This is a genomic window from Reyranella sp. (assembly GCF_036558665.1).
In the GTDB taxonomy this organism is placed as follows: domain Bacteria; phylum Pseudomonadota; class Alphaproteobacteria; order Reyranellales; family Reyranellaceae; genus Reyranella.
Window position 1 is genome coordinate 83,324 of the sequence record NZ_DATBFE010000096.1, and the last position, 20,017, is coordinate 103,340.

Below are 20,017 nucleotides of genomic sequence, written 5' to 3' on the forward strand. Positions count from 1 at the left end.
ATGTCGGATGTCAGAGCCGTCTTGATGCAGAAGGTCGAGGCCGCCCACGATCGCCTGGTGGCGACAACGCAGCGTCTCGTTGCCGTGGCCTCACCTAATCCACCGAGCGACACGGCTGAAATCGCCGCGGTGGCGGAGGCGCTGCTACGCGAGATCCCGGGTATCGAGATCGAGGCCATCGAACCGGAGCCGCGTGTCAGGAGCCTGATCGCCCGCCTTTCGAGTGGCCGCCCGGGACGGCGCCTGATCTTCAACGGCCATCTCGACACGTTTCCGGTTCTCGAGACGCTGCCCTGGACGGTTCCGCCGTTGGGCGGGGTCCTGAAAGACGGCAAGCTTTACGGACGCGGCGTCAGCGATATGAAAGGTGGCATCGCCTGCTCGCTGCTGGCGGCGTCATTGCTGGCCGACCATCGTGATACCTGGAGAGGCGAGATCGTTCTCACTCTTGCCGCCGACGAGGAGAACATGGGCTCGCTCGGCACAGGCTACATGATGGAGCACGTCCCGCAGGCACGCGGCGACGCCAATATCTGCGGCGATGTCGGCTCACCGAAGATCGTGCGCTTCGGCGAGAAGGGCCTCATGTGGGTCGAGGTCGAAGCGGCCGGCGAGCCCGCCCATGGGGCGCATGTGCATCGTGGCGTCAATGCGATCGATCGGCTGCGCGCGGCGCTCGATCGCATCAAGGATCTCGAGAACGTGCCGTTTCAGGCACCGGCGGTCGTGGCGGAGGCAATCACGAAGGCATCCGGCATCTCCGAGGCGCTGTCGGGGCGCGGTGAATCCCAGACGCTCCAGCGCGTGACGGTGAATCTCGGCACGATCGAAGGCGGAACGTCCCCCAACCTCGTGCCGATCCATGCCATCGCGCGCGCCGACATCCGTCTGCCCGTCGGCATCACGACCGACATCCTCGCCGCCAGGCTCGACGAGTGGCTGGCGCCACTCGAGGGAGTGAGCTGGCGCGCCATCCGGCGCTTCGAGCCGTCCTTTACCCCACCGGATCACGAACTGATCCGCCGGACCGCGAGCGTCGCCGCGGAAGTGCTGGGCTCGCCGCCGGCGGTGAACATGCGAGTCGGCGGATCGGACTCGCGATGGTATCGCAAGTACGGCGTCCCGACCGTGGTGCTCGGGTTGACGCCCTTCAATATGGGCGGTGCCGACGAATACGTCATGGTCGATGAGCTCGTGGCCGTCGCCAAGATCCATACGCTCGTGGCCTTCGATTTCCTTTCGGCAAGGTAGTGCAATGGACCGTCTCTCGGATGCGGAGCTCTTCACCACTCCCATGACCTTCATGGGCGCGCCTTACGGCCGACCCGGGCCGGAAAACAGGGCCGCGATCCTCGGCATCCCTTTCGATTGCGGCACCAACATGCGAATCGGGTCGCGTGGAGGTCCCGATTCGGTGCGCCAGCAGTCTGCCCTCATCAGGCGCTTCAATCCTACCCATGCCGACTTCGATCCGGTCGCCGCCCTTGGCCTGGTCGATTGCGGCAACGTCCGGCTCACGCCCAGCAGGATCGTCGACGCCTTCGAGCGCACCGAGCAGGCCGTCGATCGCATCGTCGCGGCCGGTGCGGTACCGATTACGATCGGCGGCGACGGCTCGGTCACGGTGCCGGTCGCCCGCGCGGTCGGCCGGAAATACCGGAAGATGGCGGCGCTGCACATCGATTCGCACACCGATTCCTATCCCTATGGCGCGGAGGAGAGGTACAACTCGGCGACCCAGTTCACCCACGTCGCCGAGGAGGGCCTGGTCGACCCCGAATTCTCCTGGCACGTCGGGATCCGCAGCACGACTTACGCCCAGGGCGTGGTGCCGCGAGCGATGAGTCTCGGCTACAAGGTCGTGTCGATCGACGAGCTGGTGCGCGGCGGGTTCGCGCAACGCATGGCCGAGTTCCGCGATCGCGTCGGCAAGCGCCCGGTCTATCTCTGCTTCGACATGGACGTGTTCGACCCATCGTGCGCGCCGGGCGTCTGCACGCCGTCCTGGGGTGGCCTGTCGGCGCGGGAGGGCATCGATCTCTTGCGCTGCCTGACCGATCTCAACATCGTGGCGGTCGACGTCAACACCGTGAGCCCGCCGCAGGACGTGAACGGCATGGCGGCGCATCTTTGCGCGCACGTGATCTACGAGACCCTTGTGCTGCTCTCCCGCCAGATGGGGCTGGCCGGCGGCTAGATATTTGTGGTCACGTCGCCGACGACATGATCGACGTCAGCAGTCCTGAGCGGCGTGCCGAACGTCCGGTCATGCGTCTGGACCGGTTCAAGGCACCTTGCCGGTCGATGGCTTTCCCGGGGTTCGAGCAGTCGCAGCGGAGGCATTGCGTCGGATCGGAGAGCTCCATGCCGGCGACGATCGAGCCCGCGGTCGATCGGCTTCAGTCCGCAATGCCGGGAAAAGCAGACATGCCTGCGGCACGTGGCTGACTCATGTCACCACCATCTCCCCGAGGTAGGCCTGGCGGATCAGATCGTTCTGGCGCAGTTCTGCGGCCGCGCCGCTCAGCACCACCTGGCCGGTCTGCAGGACATAAGCGCGATGGGCGATCGACAGTGCCATATTGGCATTCTGTTCCACCATGAAGATGGTAGTACCCTGGCGGTTGATCATCTTGACGATGTCGAAAACCTGTTCGACGAGAACCGGCGCAAGTCCCATCGACGGCTCGTCCATGCACAGGAGCTTGGGCCGAGTCATCAGCGCCCGGCCGATCGCGACCATTTGCTGCTCGCCGCCCGACAGAGTGCCGGCCAACTGTTTCAGTCGCTCCTTGACCACCGGAAAGAGCGTGAAGACGCGTTCGAGGTCTTTCTCCAGCTCGGGGCCGGGCTGCCGCGTGTACGCCCCCATTTCCAGGTTCTCGTAGACCGTCATCCGGGGAAAAAGCCGGCGCGCTTCCAGGACGGGGGCGATGCCGCGGCGTACGCGATCGGCGACGCTTACGCCGGCGAGTGGCTGACCCTGGAACAGGATCTCGCCGCGGCGCGGGGGCACGACCCCCATAATCGCCTTCATCGTCGTCGATTTTCCCGAGGCATTGCCGCCGAGAAGGCAGACGATCTCGCCTTCGGCGATGCGGTAGTCGACCGACTTCAGGACGTGCAGGTCACCGTAGTAGGTGTCCACGCTCCGGAATTCGAGCAGGTCAGGCAACGTTCGCGCTCCTGCCGAGATAGGCACGGATCACCTCTTCGTCGCGCCGCACCACGTCCGGTGGCCCCGAGGCGATCACCTCGCCATGGTCGAGCACCACCACGTTGTCCGCCAGGTTCACCACGACGTCGAGCTTGTGCTCGATCAGCACGATCGTCAGGCCGAGCCGGTTGAGGCTCTTGATCTGGTCGGCGAGCTCCAGTGTCTCGGCCGGATTCATGCCGGCCGTCGGCTCGTCCAGCAGCAGGAGCTTCGGCCGCGTTGCGATTGCGCGGGCGATCTCCGCGCGCCTGCGATTGGCATAGGACAGGCTGGACACAACGTGATTGATCCGCGGCACCAGGCGGTTGCCGAAAACCGACAGGATCTCCAGTGCCCGCTCCTGCGCGTCGTGCTCCTCGCGATTGGTGCCCGGTGGCCGCACCACAGCGCCGACCAGCCCGGTGCGCAACCGCGAGTGCATGCCGACCAGCACGTTTTCGAGAACCGTCAGGTTGGGGAACAGGCGCAAATTCTGGAAGGTGCGGGCAATCCCCAGCTTCAGGATGCGGTGGGCCGGCATGCCCGCGATTTGCTGGCCGGCAAAGCGCACACTGCCGCTGTCCGCCCGCAACAATCCGGTGACGGCATTGAACAGGGTGGACTTGCCCGATCCGTTCGGCCCAATCACCGCGACGATGCCGTGAGCTGGAACGGACAGTGATACCGAGCGAAGCGCGACGAGTCCGCCAAATCGTACCGTCAGTCCCTCGATCTCGAGCAGCGGCCCGGTTCTCCTTTCTTCGATCGATCCAAGGCCGGCGAGGGCGTCGAAACCACCCCGCGACACCTGCGCCGCCTGCTCGTCAAGGCTGAGGCCGGCGACGCGGCGCGAAGCGGGAATCAGCCCCTGTCGCCGGTAAAGCATCATAAGCACGAGGATGATTCCGAAGATCAGCTCGATCGACTGGGACAGGTCGACGTGTTGCAGCCACTCAACATTGATGAGCTCGCCCAGCGCCTGCAGCCAGCCCGACAGGTCCTGAAGGAGCCATGATTGCAGGATCTGGAGGATCAAGGCTCCGACCACCACGCCCCAGACATTGCCCATGCCTCCGAACACGATCATGACGAGCAGCATCACCGATACCGGGAACATGAACATCTCGGGGGTGGCGGTCTGCAACTTGGCGACGTAGAGGGTGCCGGTTGCCCCGGCGAAGGCAGCGCCGATGGCGAAGGCCATCAGCTTGTAGCGCACGCGGTCGACGCCCATCGCCGCTGCGCCGATCTCGTCCTCGCGGATCGCCATCCAGGCGCGCCCGATTCGCGACATCTTGAGCCGCTGGCTCGTGAACATCAGGAAGACGACGAGCGCCAGTCCTACATAGTAGTAAGGGGTGGCATCGACGCCGAACTGGTAGCCGAACAGCACGGGCGGCAGAACTCCATTCAGCCCCTGCGCGCCGTTGGTCAGGGTCGGCGAATTGCGGGCGACGATCGGCACGATCTCGCCGAACCCCAGTGTGACGATCGCCAGGTAGTCCCCCTTGAGCCGCAGCGTGGGGGCGCCGAACAGGATGCCGAAGAAGGCGGCGATCGCGGCCGAGATCGGCAGCATCAGCCAGAACGACACCTGGAAGTGAACAGCGCCGTCCACCTCCGATACGAGATCGAGCCACTGGAACGGAACCCAGAAGCTGCTCCAAGCCGGGTGGAGCTGCCACGAGGCGAGCGCCCCGTAGGCGTAGGCCCCAATCGCGAAGAATGCCGCATAACCGAGATCGAGCAGCCCGGCGAAGCCCACGACGATGTTGAGGCCGAGAGCGAGGGCGGCGAACGACAAGGCGTTCGCGGCGGCGTCGACGTCACCGTCGTTGTTGATCAACGGTGGAAACAGCAGAGCTACCAGCAACAGGCAGGCCATCGAGGCGTGCTGGGTGCGGAGGGTCGTCCGGGCACGCAGCCAGGACGCCACCTCTGGCCAAGGCCCGGTCAGCTTGGCCTGGATCGTCATATCAGCACGACATCGTCATGATTTGGGCCGTCACGACTTGGTCGGGCGGGCCCGGCCGAGCAGGCCAGAGGGGGCAAAGACCAGGACAAAGACCAGGATCGAAAAGATGATCACGTCGGTCCATCGGACGGCAATGAACTGCCCGCCCAGGGTCTCGATCAGTCCGACGAGGATGCCGCCTACCACTGCGCCGGTCACGCTGCCGATGCCGCCCAGAACCGCCGCGGTGAAGGCTCGCAGGCCTGCGCTGTAGCCGATCAGGAAGCTCGTGTAGTTGTAGTAGAGCCCGAAGATCAATGCCGAAGCTCCAGCCAGGGCCGAACCCAGGAAGAAGGCAGTGGCGATTACGCGATCGACATCAACACCCATCATCCGCGCCGCCTCGCTGTCCTGCGCCGTTGCCCGCATCGCCTTGCCAAGCCGGCTGTGGCTGACGAACAACTGCAAGGCGATCATCAGCACCAGCGATACCACCCAGATCAGCAGTTGGCGCAGGTCGAAGGTGGCGCCACCCACCTTCCACTGCACGACCGGCATCGGATTGGGATAGTTCTTCGCGTCGGCACCGGCGACCAGCAGGACGACGTTGAACAGGATGTAAGACACCCCGATCGTCGTGATCATCCCGGTGGTGCCGGCAACTCCACGCAGCGGACGCAGCGCGATTCGCTCTATCGCGACGCCGAGGAGGCCCGAGCCGAGCATCGCCACGACGAAAGCGAAGGCGAGCGTGCCGTACAGGGCGAACCCGGTCAGCATCTGGCTCTGACCGGACAGCCCGAGGCTCTCGAGCGCCCACATGCCAAGGAAGGAGCCGATCATGAAGACGTTGAAATGGGCGAAGTTGATCAGCTCCATGATGCCGTAGACCAGCGTGAAGCCGATCGCCAGCAGCGCGTACATCGCCCCCAGGCTGAGGCCGTTGATGACCTGCTGGACGATTATCGTGGTGTCGCTCATGAACGACGCCGAGCTTTACGAAGTCTGCGGCGCCACCCCGAGGTACTTGTACTGGTGCAGCGAATCCTCAACCGGATATTGCGAATTGTAGTGCGCCCTGAAGACGCTCACGATCCGGCTGTTGATGTCGCCATACTTGTCGAAGCTGATGACGCCCTGCAGGGTCTTGAGGTTGGACGTCTGGATCGCGTCGCGCACCGCCGACCGTGTGACCGGCTTGCCCGACTCGGCAACACGCTTGATGGCATCGAGGATGACCAGCATGGCATCGTAGGCGGTAAATGAATACGCACCGGGCCCCTGGTTGTACTTCTCGGTGTAGCGCTTGATCCAAGGCTGGACGTCGGGATTGTCGGCGATGTAGGGCGCGGCGATGGTCGCGTACCATCCTTCCATCGCCGGGAAACCCGAGCCTTTCAGCATCGGCGCTCCGTATACGCCATCGCCGCCGCCTTTGATGATGTTGGGCAGGATATTGTACGACTGCTTGGCGAGCTTCACTCCGGCCAGAGATACGCCGCCATAGTAGAGCGCATCGGGGTTGAGCCCTTTGATCTTGGTGAGGATCGTCGCGTAGTCGGCCTCCTTGGGATCGAGTTCGTCGTGACCGAGGACGGTCATGCCGTTCTTCTTGGCCTGGGCTTCGAAAGCGTTGGCCATGCCGACGCCGTACGCGCCGCTGTCATCGAGGATATAGACCTTCTTCACGTTCAGGGTGTGGGCGAAGTAGTTCGCCATGTTCGGACCCTGATAGGCGTCGGTCGTCACCGTGCGGAAGTAGATCGGTCGGCCCTTGGGAACGAACTGGGACGCGAATTTCGGATCGGTGATGTCGGGGTTGGTCGAGGACGGGGTAATGGTCGCGAGATCACCCTGGGAAAGGATCGCGGCCATGGCTTTGCCGCTGCCGCTCATCTCCGGCCCGACATTGGCAACGACGCTCGAATCGGCAACCAGCTTGCGGGCATTGGTCGCGGATTGCGCCGGATCGTATTGCCCGGCCGATGTCGTGCCGTCATCCAGCACGATTACCTTGATCTTGTAACCGGCAACTCCGCCTTGGGCGTTGGCCTCGTCGACCGCCATCATGGCGCCGTTCTTTATGAGGATGGCGCCTTCGGCGTCCGCTCCGGTCAACGGCACGTCGATGCCGACCGTCACGGTCTTGTCGGCGGCAAAGGCCGGTTTGGAGCGGGCGGCAAGGCCCCCTGCGAAAGTCATGGCGGGCAAATAGGCAATCAGCGCACGGCGGGTAGTCATGTCTTCCTCCCTGTAAAGCCGAACTCTGAAGCAGACCAAATTTGTTGATTACAGCCAGCTTTGCGCCAATGGGTGCGGTCGGCAAGAGGAGTCTGCGGGTTGCGTGCCCGACGGATGTCAGCGGTCCGAACCGCAGCGCACGCCGGGCCCCGGGGCTAGGTCCTGCGCACTGTGGCGCGTCACAACCGAGTTGAAAGAATATCTCCGCGCGGCCCGAGCATGGATCGCCACGCGGCGACGGGCTATGCAAGAAGCCTCTATGCGATGGGCGACACGGCGGCGGCGATGAAGCGTGCCGGTCCTCGAGTGACATCAGGAGTGAGGCAGTGAACGAGATGGACGTCGACTCTTCGCCGCGAATGTCGCGCCGCGACGGGATCGGAGCCGCGCTGCGGCGGACCGAGGACCGGCGGCTGCTCACCGGTCGCGGGCGGTATGCCAGTGATCTCTTCCTGCCGAACCTCTGCCACGCCGCTCTCGCGCGCTCGCCGCACGCCCATGCACGCATACGCTCGATCGATGTCTCGCGGGCAGCTTCCTTGCCCGGCGTGCTTGCCGTGCTCACGGGCCATGACGCGGCGGCGGACGGACTGGGACCGATGCCTCACAACCCCGATTGGAAGGGCCCGCCCGATGTCGAGCTTCGGCCGCCGCCCGGCTTCGAGATCTACGTGACGCCGAACACGCCGCTGCCGGCGGAGATCGTCCGCTATGTCGGTGAGCCGGTGGCCCTCGTGGTGGCGGAGAGCGAGGCCCTTGCCAACGAGGCGGCAGAGCTGGTCGACGTCGAGTGGGAGCCCTTGCCGTCGATCGTGGCCGCCCGCGAAGCCATGCGCAAAGGTGCGCCGCGCCTCTGGCCGGACTGCAGCCGGAACCTTCCCTTGACTTGCGAGGTCGGCAACCAGGCGGCATGCGATCGAGCCTTCGCCGAGGCCACCCATGTCGTGCGGCTCGACAGCTGGATCCATCGCGTCACGGGCTGTCCCCTGGAACCACGCGCGGTGGTCGGCGACTACGATGTGCCGAGTGGCCGTTATACCCTGTACGCCGCGTCGGGGCGCGGGGCCGTGCAGAGTCGCGAGCGCCTCGCCGTGACCCTGGGCGTGCCGCTGGAGAGCTGCCGCGCGGTCTTCGGCGACATGGGCGGCAACTTTGGGACCCGGAACGCCTTCTCGCCGGAATTCGCGTTGATGCCCTGGGCGGCGCGCCGGGTCGGCCGCCCCGTCAAATGGATCGCCACCCGCTCGGAGTGCTTTCTCTCCGACTACCAGGCGCGCGACCTGACGTCGGTGGCCGAGCTCGCGCTTGATGCGGACGGCAACTTCCTGGGGCTGCGCGGCGAGAACATCATGAACGTCGGCGCCTACACGGTCTATTTCTGGCCGTTGCGCAAGGGCCTGTCGATGATGCAAGGCGTCTATCGGATCCCGGCGGTGCATTTCCGAGGCCATGCCGTGCTGACCAACACGGCTCCCGTCGCCGTCTACCGCAGCGCCGGCCGCCCCGAGGCGATCTACATGATCGAACGGTTGATCGACCTCGCGGCTGCCCGCCATGGCTTCGACCGGGTCGAGCTGCGACGCCGCAATTTCATTCCCTCCGAGGCGATGCCCTTCACCAATGCCGTCGGCGTCACCTACGATAGCGGTGACTACCCGGCTTGCATGGAAGACGCCCTCGACAAGGCCGACTGGGCGGGCTTCCGGCAACGCAAGGCTTGCTCGGCCAGCCGCGGCCTCTGCCGCGGAATCGCCGTCGCCAACTATATCGAGGTCGCAAGCGGCCCGCCGCGCGAACGGGCCGAGCTCACGGTGCGTGCCGACGGGACCGTCGAGCTCGTTGTCGGGACCATGAGCAGCGGGCAGGGACACGAGACGAGCTTTGCCCAGCTCGTCGCGGAATGGCTGCAGGTTCCGTTTGCCTGCGTACGGTTCACGGCCAACGACACCGACCGCGTCTCGGTAGGCGGCGGCTCGGTCTCGGGCCGATCGATGCGGATGGTGAGCACCGCGCTCGGCAAGGCCGTCGAGCAGCTTCTCGCTCGCGCAACCGCGGTAGCCACTCATGTCCTGCAGGCAGAAGCACGCGAAGTGGCCTACGAGGGCGGCGTCTTCGCCGTGCCGGGCGGCGCCAGCATCGGGCTGTGGGAGCTCGCGAATGCCGCCGCCATCCCCGGCGCCCTGCCGCGCGAACTGAGCGGCCCGCTGACGGGCGTCGGTGACATCACCGATCGTGCCGGCGGCTATCCCTATGGCTGCCACGTGTGCGAGGTCGAGGTCGATCCGGATACCGGCCAGGTCGATATCGTATCCTGGACGGGGGTGGACGATGTCGGGCGCGCGGTCAATCCGATGATCCTCCACGGCCAGGCCCATGGTGCCATCGCGCAAGGGCTGGGTCAGGCGCTGCTCGAGGCCGTCCACTACAAGGCGGGCACGGCCCAGCTTCTCACCGGATCGTTCATGGACTACCCGCTGCCCCGCGCCGACACGGTGCCATCGTTGCAGACATTTCTCACCGAGGTGCCGGCCAGTTCGCATCCGCACGGCATTCGCCCGGGGGGCGAAGGCGGCACCACGCCCGCCCTGGGTCTCGTCGTCAATGCGATCGTCGATGCGCTCTCCTCGTATGGCGTCATGCATCTCGAAATGCCAGCCACTCCCGAACGCGTTTGGCAGGCGATACGGCGGGCCCGGGAGAATCGAGCGCGTTCCTAGTCCGGACAACCAAGGACACCCCAGGGCTCGCTTTCGGACCTGCTGGGTTCTCCCACTGCAATTCCGGCTCCCCGAAAAAGTGGCGGTGCCGGCCGACACCAAGGAGGTGCAGACCCTGCTCGACGAGAGCCGCAATTGCTGGCGGGTCCAATTGAACGAGAATGGCTGGCGTAGACGTCAGGGCGGTCAGGTGGTCATTCTTGCTACCGTTTCGATGTCGTACGAGGCGCGCAGGCGGCTCTCTTGTTGACGAGGAGAGGAACAGATGAATCGTCTCGCGGACAAGGTTGCAGTGATCACCGGGGCGGGTTCCGGTATCGGCCGGGCATCGGCCAGGGTGTTCGTCGCGGAGGGTGCGAAGGTCGTCGTGGCGGAGATCGACGAGACGCTGGGGGAGGCGAGTGCGCGCGAAGCCGGCGCCGGCGCCCGCTTCGTGCGCACGGATGTGACCGACGAGGAGAGCGTCAAGCAGATGGTTCGACAGGCGAGAGATGCCTTTGGCCGCATAGACGTGCTGCTGAATTGCGCCGGCGGCTCTGTACGCGACGACAAGCCGGTCACCGAAGTCGATCTCGCGGTCTGGGACCACACCATCAACCTCGACATGAAGGGCCCGTTCCTGTGCTGCCGGCATGTCATCCCGGTGATGGTCGAGCAGGCCAAAGGCAGCGTGGTCAATTTCTCGTCGGTGGTGGCTCTGCGCGGCAACCACATCGCCCATGTCTACGTCAGCGCCAAGGGCGGCCTGATCGCGTTCACACGGGCTCTGGCCGGCGCCTACTCTCCCAAGGGGATCCGCGTCAACGCCATCTGTCCCGGCATCGTGCTGACCGATCGAGTCAAGAGTCGCTTTACCGGCGGCAACCAGATTCGCTTCGGCGGCATGGATAACGTCGCCGAGCGATACCCGTTCGGTGTCGGGCAGCCGGAGGACATCGCGAACATCGCCCTGTTCCTCGCCTCCGATGAATCGCGCATGGTGAACGGCGCGGCGATCCCGGCCGAAGGCGGCATCTCCGCATACTGATCTCCGCGCTGTCGACGTTGCCCGTCGCTGGCCTTTGTTGTCGTTGTTGCTGGCAGCGCGGCGCCCGCGTACTGATCAAAGCCAGCCTCCAATTCATCTTGGCTGGTACGCCGGTCTCGCTGTTGTCTATCGAGCCTCGGACGCTTCTGGTTTGAGCCAGATCAAAGATAGGTGGCTTCGCGTCACGGACTATTATTATGCTGGCATCGGCAGGAGAGCCCACGGAGGACGGCATGAGAGCAATCGTGTCAATGGGGCTGGTCGGGCTCTGTATCACCTTAGGTGCATGCGAGAGCATGAGTCGTGGCCAGAAGGGCGCCGTGACCGGAGCAGCACTGGGTTCGGGAATCGGAATGGTTGCCGGTGGATCGTTCGGCCAGGTGGTCGGAGCCGGGCTCATCGGAGGATCAGTCGGCTATATTGCCGGAGAAGTCACCAAATGAGCCGCAACCACTGGTTCGCGGTAGTTACCGCCATCGTGGCGCCGACCGGGCATCGACCTCGCCGGCTCAATCATCCGCGTTCGCCACGGCCGCGTACATCACGTGCCATGAGGCCCGGGCGATGACGCCGGACGCTCGGCGGGATGGACGCCGAAGTGTCAGGTAGATCGTGACGGCGTGGGCGGGAAGGTCGTCATGGTCAATCGGCGTGGCGATTGTGCTCGCTATCTTGCAACCGTTGTGCGTCGGCACTCCCGAAGCGTGGGCGGACGAGAGCGGCGCGAGTGTGTGGCTTCCCGGCCAATTCGCGAGCTTTGCTGCTGTTCCGGGAGACCCCGGACTATCGCTTGAGCTGCTCTACTATCACCGCCAGGCGAGTGCCGCCGCCGGCCGCACCTTCCCTGTTGGCGGGAGTATTGTCGCCAGCATTGCGACGACGGAAAACTACGTCTTTGTGACACCGACCTACACCTTCGCGGATCCGGTTCTCCATGGCCAGCTTGCGCTCGGCGTGACCTTCTTACCCGGTACCGTCGACACTTCCATTGGCGCGACGCTGACAGGACCTGGCGGGAATGGAATTTCGGCCGGTCGAAGCGACGTCGCAGGGGGAATGGGTGATGTCTATCCGCTCGCGACCCTCAAGTGGAACGCCGGATCCCAAAACTTCATGGCTTACACGATGGGCAGCATACCGGCGGGCGTCTACGATCCGAACCGCCTGGCCGGCCTTGGCGTCGGACACTGGGCCATTGATGGCGGGTTTGGCTATACCTTTGCCAACACGTCAGGCATCGAGGCCTCGGTCACCTTGGGCCTTACCTACAACTTCGTGAACCCGCAAACACAATACCAGAGTGGCTTGGACGGCCACCTCGATTGGGGCGCGTCCTATTCGCCGACCGAAAGCCTCTACCTTGGGGCTGTCGGATACTTCTACAACCAGCTTGGGCCAGATGGTGGTCCTGGCGCCCGGCTCGGAGCTTTCGAGTCGAAAGTGATCGGAGTGGGGCCCCAGATTGGTTATGCCTTTTCGATCGGGCATATGCAGCTCGACGTCAACCTGCGCGGCTACGCCGAATTTGCGGCGGAAAATCGGCCCGGGGGATGGAACATTTGGTTCACTCTCGGACTTCAGCGAGCGCATGCAACTGGTCGGTAGCGGCGATGCTCTCTGACTACATCCACCGCTACCTCGATCCCGCCGATAGCTTGGGCGAATTGCTGTTCGGCTTGATCATGACGCTGACCGTCACGCTCGGAGCGGGGCTACTGTCGCAGCATTCCGAGATCGCGGCCGGCGAACTCGTAGCCGCCATGATCGGGTGCAACATCGCCTGGGGGATCATCGACGCGGTTCTCTATCTGATCGGCTCGGTCTTCAGCCGCAACCAGCGGGTCCACTTCATTCGCAGGCTGCGGGCGGCGGCCAGTGAGGCGGACGCCATAGAGGCGATCCGCGAAGAATTCGGTTTGGAAGGTGAACCCCTCATACGGGAGGCCGACCACGCGGCTTTCCATCGGGTCATCCTCGACATGATGAGACGTGCCAGCACCGAGCGCGCTCATTTGCGCCGGCAGGATTTCCAGGCGGCGGTTGCGATCGTCCTGCTCGTGTCGCTGTCAGCCGTGCCGGGCGCATTGCCATTCCTCGTTCTTCAAGACAGCCGTCTGGCTCTGCGTCTCGCCAACGTTATCCAGATTGGCCTTCTGTTCCTCGTCGGGTTTCAATGGGCGCGCCATTCCGGCGGGAGTCCCTGGCGCATCGGCGTCACCATCGTCGGACTTGGCATAGTGTTGGTCCTGGTATCCGTACTGCTGGGTGGCTGACGCAGGTCGAATCATTGCCCGGGGAACCGGTGGCACAGCCGAAAACGACTGCCGAGATGACATAAATCATACACGTCCTCTCGATATTGGCTCAGGATTGCGGAAGCTCGGTCTTGCGAGACGCGGGTTCGTGGAACGGGTGTGGTGAACGGTCCAGCATTTTTGGGGCGCCCTCATGACGGTGATTCCGGCTCCGCAGTGGTTGCATGACTACACGACACCGCGGCTTCGCCTCGACGTAATCGCAGGCCTGTCGCTGGCGGCGTTCGCAATCCCTGAGTCTCTCGCATATGCATCGTTGGCCGAGTTGCCGCCGATATCGGGGCTGTACTGCTATCTCGTGGCGGGCATCGCTTACGCCATCTTCGGCAGCAGCCGTCAGCTTGCGGTAGGGCCCACGTCTGCACTCGCCATCGCAGTGGCGGCCAGCATAGCGGCTCTGGGCGGAGGCGATACGGCGCGGGTCGCAGCCCTCGGGGCGGGCGTCGCCATGCTGGTCGGGCTGATCGGCCTGAGTGGGCGATTCGTCGGTCTGGCCAACGCTGCCTATTTTCTCTCCGACACGGTGGTCACGGGCTTCAAGACCGGCGCCGCGGTCTACATTGCGTCTACCCAACTGCCGAAGTTGCTTGGCTTGGAGGGTGTTCGTGGCAGCTTCTTCGATCGCATGATCTATGTCGTGCATTCGCTGCCGGACACGCATCTTCCCTCATTCGCCGTGGGCGCCGGCGCGGTGCTCCTGTTTCTCGTGCTCGAGTGGGCCCTGCCGGGCCGGCCGACGACGCTGCTGGTCGTCGGTGTCTCCATTGCCGGCGCCAAGGTTCTTGGCTTTCAAACGCTCGGTATCCACGTCGTGGGAGCGTTGCCGACTGGCTTGCCCTCCATCGGGATGCCGGCCATCAACCTCTCGGACCTTACAGATCTTGTCCCGGCGGCGCTCGCCTGCTTTCTGTTAGCCTATGGCGAATCCATCTCGGTCGCCCGGAGCTTCGCGCAAAAGCATGGCTATGAGATCGATCCCGACAGGGAGTTGACGGCCATGGGCGCAGCCAACGTCGCTACGGGGCTGGCACAGGGCTTTCCCGTGGCGGGCGGCATGTCGCAGACGGCGATCAACGACATGGGCGGGGCCACCTCGCCCGCTTCCCTCGTGGTGGCTTCCGGTGCCATCGCGTTGACGCTGCTCTACTTCGCCGGCCTGTTCGAGGATATGCCCGAACCGGTTCTTGGCGCGATCGTGCTGATGGCTGCCAAGCATCTTGTGAAGCTGGAAGAGCTCAAGGCGTTGCGTGCTGCCTCGCGGGTCGAGTTTCGTATCGCGTTGATCGCGCTCGCCGGGGTTCTGGCACTCGGCTTGCTCAATGGCCTGCTGTTGGCGGCGCTGGGTTCATTGATTGTGCTTATCGCGCGAGCGGCACGTCCCGCCATCGTATTGCTTGCTCGCGATCCGAGCGGTCGCTTCATCAATCGCGAGCGGCTGGCCGCTGCGGAGGAGATGCCGGGCACGCTGGTGCTTCGGAGCGCCGGGGCCTGGGTGTACTTCAATGGCGAGCACATTCGCCGGCAAATCCTGCAAATGGTCGACGGCGCGACTGCGCCTGTTCGAACTCTGGTTCTGGATTGTTCGATGGTGCCGATGATCGACCTCCAGGCAGCCGCCAGCTTGCGCATTCTCGCTCGGCTTGCGCGCGAGCGGGGCATCGCCCTCCATCTCGCCGGGCTGCGCGACGACGTGGCGGAGCAGCTGCGGACTGCCGGCGGCGAAGCCGATCTGGGCGAGATTGTTGCGCACAGGACGATCGAAGATTGCCTGGCAGGCGTCGCAGCCGCTTGACGTATCTCGATGCCGGCGCCGCGGGCGCGATGAGGGCGCGCATCTCAAGGCCAAGGCAACCCGATCGGCGTTACCGGCTATTCCCCTGATCGGAATATTGGACAAAGCGCGCACGCCTGAGCAGGTTAGGGTCATACGATCCTCTAAACAAAGGCTGCAATCCGTGGATGCTGCCAAGTACTGCGCTACCGAACGCCTGCGTAACGGGGCATGCCTGCAGATCAGGGCGCTGCTGCCCGGTGACCGCGCGGAGATGCTTGCCGCCGTAGTACGGCTCAGCAAGGAATCGCTATACCGCCGATTCTTTGCGCCAAAGCGGAGCTTCAGCGAGCACGAAATAGACTTCTTTTTGAACGTGGACTTTACCAACCACGTTGCGCTAGTGGCTGTCCTTTCCGAAGACGGGCGGCCGACAATCGCCGGCGGCGCGAGGTACATCGTGTCGCGGCCCCGTTGTGCAGAGATTGCGTTCGCAATCGACGACCCGCATCAAAAACTGGGGATCGCCACGCACCTGATCACTCACCTGATCAAGATTGCACGCGCGGCCGGGCTGGAGGAGTTCGTCGCCGAAGTATTGCCCGAGAATGTGCCGATGCTCAAGGTATTTGAGCGCTGCGGCCTTGCAATGACGACGCGCAGTGAAAGGGGCGTCGTACACGTGACGCTCGCTCTTTCGGGTGGCGCCGACAGGTGACGACGATCGATCGTGCGGGCGCGCCGTGTCCACAACAAAATCGCCGGCTGCCTGGCTTTGTGACGTCCGGGTGGTCGGCGCAGGCCTTGATTAAGATCAACGTCGCCACGCGTTCCGGCCGATAGTCTGCCGGCTCTGTAGAGGGAGTGCGTTCATGCCGTCGACTCCAGAGGTCAACTTCTTTCAGGAATACTGGATCGATGCCTGGCAGCGGTCGATCCTGACGCTCGACGTCTTGCGCGAGCGTGGCAATGCTTACGTGGAGCGCAGTGCCCGGACCGCGCCGCATGTATTGAGCTTCGCGTTCGAGGTGGTGCGCGATGGCCGCACCTTGCCCAGGCCGGTCAACTACGCACTGGTGCGCATCGTCCCCCCGCAGGGTACCGCCATCGATTCGGCCAAGCCGCCGTTCGTCGTCGTTGATCCGCGCGCCGGTCACGGCCCCGGCATTGGCGGCATGAAGCAGGAGAGCGAGGTCGGAGTTGCCGTGGCGGCTGGGCATGCTTGCTATTTCATCGGCTTCTTGTCTCAGCCGGTGCCGGGTCAAACGATAGAGGACGTATGCGCTGCCGAAGCCGCATTCATCGAGGAGGTGGCCGGCCGCCATCGTGAGGCGCAGGGCAAGCCGGTCATCGTGGCCAACTGCCAGGCCGGCTGGCAGATCATGATGATGGCAGCCATCCGGCCGGACATCGTGGGTCCCATTCTGCTCGCCGGTTCTCCGCTTTCCTACTGGGCGGGCGTGCGCGGTCGCAATCCCATGCGCTATCTGGGCGGCATGCTGGGCGGTACCTGGCTTACCGCGCTTGCCGGCGACATGGGCAACGGCACGTTCGACGGCGCCAACCTGGTGGCCAACTTCGAATCGCTCAATCCGGCCAACACCTATTGGGAAAAGCCGTACCAGCTCTATTCCAAGGTCGACACCGAAGCGTCGCGTTTCCTCGATTTCGAGACATGGTGGGGCCACCCCGTTCTGCTCAATGCCGGCGAGATGCAGTGGATCGCCGACAATCTCTTCGTCGGCAACAAGCTCACCTCGGGCGAGATCCGCACGTCATCGGGCGTCCGCGTCGACCTGCGCAACATCAGGTCGCCGATCATCGTGCTTTGTTCCTGGGGCGACAACATTACTCCGCCGCAGCAAGCGCTCGGATGGATCACCGATCTCTACGGTCACGAGGACGAGATCGTGGCGAACGGCCAGACCATCGTCTATACGTTGCATCAGACGATCGGTCATCTCGGTATCTTCGTCTCCGGCAAGATCGCCAGCCGAGAGCATGCCGAGTTCGCCTCCTGCATGGAGATGATCGATCTGGTACCGCCGGGGCTATATGAGGCGGTGATCGAAGAGGTCAATGAGGGCACCGAGCGACCTGATCTTGTCCACGGCAAGTATCTCATGACGCTGGAGGCACGCACCCTCGACAATATTCGCGCGCTCGGCGTCAACAGCGACGAGGATAACCAGCGGTTCGCAACCGTGGCGCGCGTGTCGGAGATCAATCAAGGCCTCTACCGCACCATTGTTCAGCCGGCGGTGCAGGCGTCGGCCAGCGACCGCTCGGCCGAGATGCTGCGTGAGTTCCATCCCAACCGCCTGCGCTTTGCCTCGTTCTCCGACCAGAATCCATTGATGGGGCCGGTGAAGGGCCTGGCCGAACAGGTGCGCGCAAATCGCCAACCGGTGTCGCCCGACAACCCGCTGTTGTCGCTCGAGCGTGCAGCTTCGGCATGGATCTCGACCTGCTGGGAGGGTTATCGACAGGTTCGCGATGCCGCGACCGAGGCGATCTTCCTCGGTACCTACGGTTCGCCGCTGTTGCAGTCGATGGTCGGCCTGGGGACGCACCACGCGCCAACCGAGCGGCGTGTCGCGCGCGATCTCATACGGGAGGCCGACGAGGCCCAATTGCGGATCCAACTCCAACAGCGCTTTGAGGTCGGCGGCCTTCCGCAGGCCGTGCTGCGGGCCCTCGTCTATGTACGCATGGTGCAGCGCAGCGTCGACGAACGCAGCTTCGCCATGCTTCAGGCCATCCGGGACATGCAGCCGCTCAACGACCGCATGAGCCTGCCGGAGCTCAAGGCCTGCTTGAAGGAACAGTTTCTCCTGCTCCGCCTCGACGAGGAGCGCGCCGTGCGGGCCATCCCGCGGCTCCTGCCTGAGAGCGAAGCTGCTCGCCGAGCGGGTTTCGAGGCGTTGCTCGAAATGCTGGGAGCGCGAGGCGCCCTGCCTGACGAAGCTGCCCGTCGCCTCGCCCGGGTCGAAAGCCTGTTCGGAATGAATGCTCAACCAGCGAAGGTCGCCCATGCCTGATGTCCCGACGCCAGCCGGTTCGCGGCCGCACGCCAAGTACGAGCGCCTGATCGAGGTTGCGGGCAAGCATCCGCCGATCGGGACGGCCGTGGTCCATCCCTGCGATGAAGTTTCGCTGGAGAGTGCGGTCGAAGCAGCGCGCCTTGGCCTTTTGAGCCCGGTCCTGATCGGGCCGTCGGCGCGGTTGGCCGACGTGGCCGCCCGTGCCCGGCTCGATATCGGCGGTTTCGAGATCGTGGATTCTCAGCACAGCCACGATTCGGCGGCCAAGGGCGTCGAATTGGTCAGAGCCGGGCGCGCCGAGGCATTGATGAAAGGCAGTCTCCACACCGACGAGCTGATGGGCGCAGTCGTGTCGCGGAACACGGGTATTCGGACGGCACGGCGCATCAGCCATTGCTTCGTCATGGACGTGCCTTCCCATCCTACTGCGATTGTCATCAGCGATGCCGCCGTGAATATCGCGCCAACGCTCGAGGAGAAGGTCGATATCGTGCAGAACGCCATCGACCTCGCTCACGCCATGGGCGTGACCGATGTGCGCGTGGCGATCCTGAGTGCCATGGAGTCGGTCAATCCCAAGGTGCCCTCGACCGTCGAGGCCGCGGCGTTGTGCAAGATGGCTGATCGCGGCCAGATCACGGGCGCGCTGCTTGATGGACCGTTGGCGCTGGACAACGCCATCAGCGCCGAGGCAGCGAAAATCAAGAACATCGTCTCGCCCGTGGCCGGCCAGGCAAACGTGTTGATCGTACCCGACCTTGAGGCGGGCAACATGCTGGCCAAGAGCCTGTCGTTCCTCGCTGACGCCGACGCCGCCGGCATCGTGTTGGGCGCGCGCGTGCCGATCATTCTGACCAGCCGCGCTGACTCGCTGCTGACCAGGCTCGCCTCGTGTGCCGTCGCCGTTTTGGTTGCCGCCGCGCGCCGCATGGCGGCCGCCGCTGCCATTGCCTAAGGAGGAACCATCCTGGACCCGAAAATCCGCCCGGTATTGACTGGCGCCAACGCGCTGGTCGTCGGCGTCGCCAACGACCAGTCGATCGCGTACGGCTGTGCCAAGGCATTCCGCGCCGCCGGCGCCGAACTCGCCATGACCTGGCTGAACGACAAGGCAAGGCCCCATGTCGAGCCGCTTGCGCGCGAGCTTGAGGCTCGGATCATGATGCCGCTGGACGTCGCCCAGCCCGGTCAGCTCGAGGCTGTGTTCGCGGAGGTCGGCCGCCGTTGGGGCCAGCTCGATATTCTCGTCCATTCCATCGCCTTCGCCCCGCGTGCCGACTTGCAAGGCGGCCTGCTCGATTGCTCTGCCGAAGGCTTCGCCAAGGCGATGGATGTCTCCTGTCACTCCTTCATTCGCATGGCAAAGGTCGCCGCGCCCTTGATGACGGAGGGCGGCACGATGTTCGCCATGAGCTACTATGGCGCCAACCGCGTTGTGCCGAACTACAATGTCATGGGTCCGGTCAAGGCCGCCCTGGAAGCAGCCTGCCGCTATCTGGCCTTCGAACTTGGCCCGCGAGGTATTCGCGTGCATGCCATATCGCCGGGGCCGCTCAAGACGCGGGCTGCTTCTGGACTGAAGGATTTCGAGCTTCTGCTGAATGAGGCGGCACAGAAAGCACCGCTCGGCGAGCTGGTAGACATCATGGACGTCGGTTGGGCTTGCGCCTACCTCGCCACGCCTTTCGCTCATCGCATCACTGGCGGCACCGTCTATGTCGACGGCGGCGCCAATATCATCGCCTGATCGGC

16 protein-coding genes are annotated in these 20,017 nt (G+C 64.3%); 12 read left to right on the forward strand and 4 right to left on the reverse strand.

Features of this window, described 5'->3' with window-relative positions; translation table 11 throughout:
• Both VH499_RS15660 and VH499_RS15665 read left to right on the forward strand, forming a co-directional pair.
• The gene (locus tag VH499_RS15660; RefSeq protein ID WP_332053672.1) at positions 1–1,251 is read left to right on the forward strand and encodes a M20/M25/M40 family metallo-hydrolase; all 1,251 of its coding nucleotides are present in this window, start codon (positions 1–3) and stop codon (positions 1,249–1,251) included.
• A gap of 4 nt (positions 1,252–1,255) precedes the next feature.
• The gene (locus tag VH499_RS15665; RefSeq protein ID WP_332053673.1) at positions 1,256–2,197 is read left to right on the forward strand and encodes an arginase family protein; all 942 of its coding nucleotides are present in this window, start codon (positions 1,256–1,258) and stop codon (positions 2,195–2,197) included.
• A gap of 252 nt (positions 2,198–2,449) precedes the next feature.
• Here VH499_RS15665 and VH499_RS15670 read toward each other — a convergent pair whose 3' ends face one another.
• The 4 genes from VH499_RS15670 to VH499_RS15685 are packed head-to-tail and all read right to left on the reverse strand — an operon-like array spanning position 2,450 to position 7,391.
• Entirely contained in the window at positions 2,450–3,175 is a 726-nt protein-coding gene (locus VH499_RS15670) for an ABC transporter ATP-binding protein (RefSeq protein ID WP_332053674.1), read from the reverse strand.
• Positions 3,168–5,171: a branched-chain amino acid ABC transporter ATP-binding protein/permease gene (locus VH499_RS15675; RefSeq protein ID WP_332053675.1), complete on the reverse strand. Its 2,004-nt coding sequence runs from the start codon at positions 5,169–5,171 to the stop codon at positions 3,168–3,170. The genes VH499_RS15670 and VH499_RS15675 overlap by 8 nt, the downstream gene beginning before the upstream one ends.
• 30 nt (positions 5,172–5,201) lie before the next feature.
• Entirely contained in the window at positions 5,202–6,131 is a 930-nt protein-coding gene (locus VH499_RS15680; RefSeq protein WP_332053676.1) for a branched-chain amino acid ABC transporter permease, read from the reverse strand.
• Between the two features lie 15 nt (positions 6,132–6,146).
• Complete coding sequence (locus VH499_RS15685) at positions 6,147–7,391, reverse strand: branched-chain amino acid ABC transporter substrate-binding protein (RefSeq protein ID WP_332053677.1); 1,245 nt, start codon at positions 7,389–7,391, stop codon at positions 6,147–6,149.
• Between the two features lie 335 nt (positions 7,392–7,726).
• On the opposite strand from VH499_RS15685, the gene VH499_RS15690 reads away from it, so the two are divergent.
• From VH499_RS15690 to fabI, 10 genes are all read left to right on the forward strand, one after another.
• Positions 7,727–10,108, forward strand: coding sequence for a xanthine dehydrogenase family protein molybdopterin-binding subunit (locus VH499_RS15690; RefSeq protein WP_332053706.1), 2,382 nt, complete (start codon positions 7,727–7,729; stop codon positions 10,106–10,108).
• Between the two features lie 265 nt (positions 10,109–10,373).
• A complete protein-coding gene (locus tag VH499_RS15695) occupies positions 10,374–11,135 on the forward strand; it encodes a glucose 1-dehydrogenase (RefSeq protein WP_332053678.1) in 762 nt (253 codons plus the stop codon).
• 233 nt (positions 11,136–11,368) lie between these two features.
• Entirely contained in the window at positions 11,369–11,578 is a 210-nt protein-coding gene (locus VH499_RS15700; protein WP_332053679.1) for a hypothetical protein, read from the forward strand.
• Between the two features lie 208 nt (positions 11,579–11,786).
• The gene (locus VH499_RS15705; protein WP_332053680.1) at positions 11,787–12,740 is read left to right on the forward strand and encodes a SphA family protein; all 954 of its coding nucleotides are present in this window, start codon (positions 11,787–11,789) and stop codon (positions 12,738–12,740) included.
• A gap of 5 nt (positions 12,741–12,745) precedes the next feature.
• Positions 12,746–13,408, forward strand: coding sequence for a VIT1/CCC1 transporter family protein (locus tag VH499_RS15710; RefSeq protein ID WP_332053681.1), 663 nt, complete (start codon positions 12,746–12,748; stop codon positions 13,406–13,408).
• Positions 13,409–13,583: 175 nt separating this feature from the next.
• Positions 13,584–15,242: a SulP family inorganic anion transporter gene (locus VH499_RS15715; RefSeq protein ID WP_332053682.1), complete on the forward strand. Its 1,659-nt coding sequence runs from the start codon at positions 13,584–13,586 to the stop codon at positions 15,240–15,242.
• Positions 15,243–15,405: 163 nt separating this feature from the next.
• Positions 15,406–15,939: a GNAT family N-acetyltransferase gene (locus VH499_RS15720; protein ID WP_332053683.1), complete on the forward strand. Its 534-nt coding sequence runs from the start codon at positions 15,406–15,408 to the stop codon at positions 15,937–15,939.
• Positions 15,940–16,093: 154 nt separating this feature from the next.
• Positions 16,094–18,262 (forward strand): DUF3141 domain-containing protein, encoded by a 2,169-nt coding sequence (locus VH499_RS15725; RefSeq protein ID WP_332053684.1) that lies wholly within the window; start codon positions 16,094–16,096, stop codon positions 18,260–18,262.
• A complete protein-coding gene (locus VH499_RS15730; RefSeq protein ID WP_332053685.1) occupies positions 18,255–19,220 on the forward strand; it encodes a phosphate acetyltransferase in 966 nt (321 codons plus the stop codon). The genes VH499_RS15725 and VH499_RS15730 overlap by 8 nt, the downstream gene beginning before the upstream one ends.
• A 36-nt stretch (positions 19,221–19,256) precedes the next feature.
• Positions 19,257–20,012, forward strand: a complete 756-nt coding sequence (gene fabI, locus VH499_RS15735) for an enoyl-ACP reductase FabI (protein ID WP_414709795.1) — start codon at positions 19,257–19,259, stop codon at positions 20,010–20,012.
• The last annotated feature ends 5 nt before the right edge of the window (positions 20,013–20,017 follow it).

Coding starts and splice junctions, on each gene's coding strand:
- VH499_RS15660 (WP_332053672.1), top strand. CDS start 1: ATGTCGGATGTCAGAGCCGTCTTGATGCAGAAGGTCGAGGCCGCCCAC.
- VH499_RS15665 (WP_332053673.1), top strand. CDS start 1,256: ATGGACCGTCTCTCGGATGCGGAGCTCTTCACCACTCCCATGACCTTC.
- VH499_RS15675 (WP_332053675.1), bottom strand. CDS start 5,171: ATGACGATCCAGGCCAAGCTGACCGGGCCTTGGCCAGAGGTGGCGTCC.
- VH499_RS15680 (WP_332053676.1), bottom strand. CDS start 6,131: ATGAGCGACACCACGATAATCGTCCAGCAGGTCATCAACGGCCTCAGC.
- VH499_RS15685 (WP_332053677.1), bottom strand. CDS start 7,391: ATGACTACCCGCCGTGCGCTGATTGCCTATTTGCCCGCCATGACTTTC.
- VH499_RS15690 (WP_332053706.1), top strand. CDS start 7,727: ATGGACGTCGACTCTTCGCCGCGAATGTCGCGCCGCGACGGGATCGGA.
- VH499_RS15695 (WP_332053678.1), top strand. CDS start 10,374: ATGAATCGTCTCGCGGACAAGGTTGCAGTGATCACCGGGGCGGGTTCC.
- VH499_RS15700 (WP_332053679.1), top strand. CDS start 11,369: ATGAGAGCAATCGTGTCAATGGGGCTGGTCGGGCTCTGTATCACCTTA.
- VH499_RS15710 (WP_332053681.1), top strand. CDS start 12,746: ATGCTCTCTGACTACATCCACCGCTACCTCGATCCCGCCGATAGCTTG.
- VH499_RS15715 (WP_332053682.1), top strand. CDS start 13,584: ATGACGGTGATTCCGGCTCCGCAGTGGTTGCATGACTACACGACACCG.
- VH499_RS15725 (WP_332053684.1), top strand. CDS start 16,094: ATGCCGTCGACTCCAGAGGTCAACTTCTTTCAGGAATACTGGATCGAT.
- VH499_RS15730 (WP_332053685.1), top strand. CDS start 18,255: ATGCCTGATGTCCCGACGCCAGCCGGTTCGCGGCCGCACGCCAAGTAC.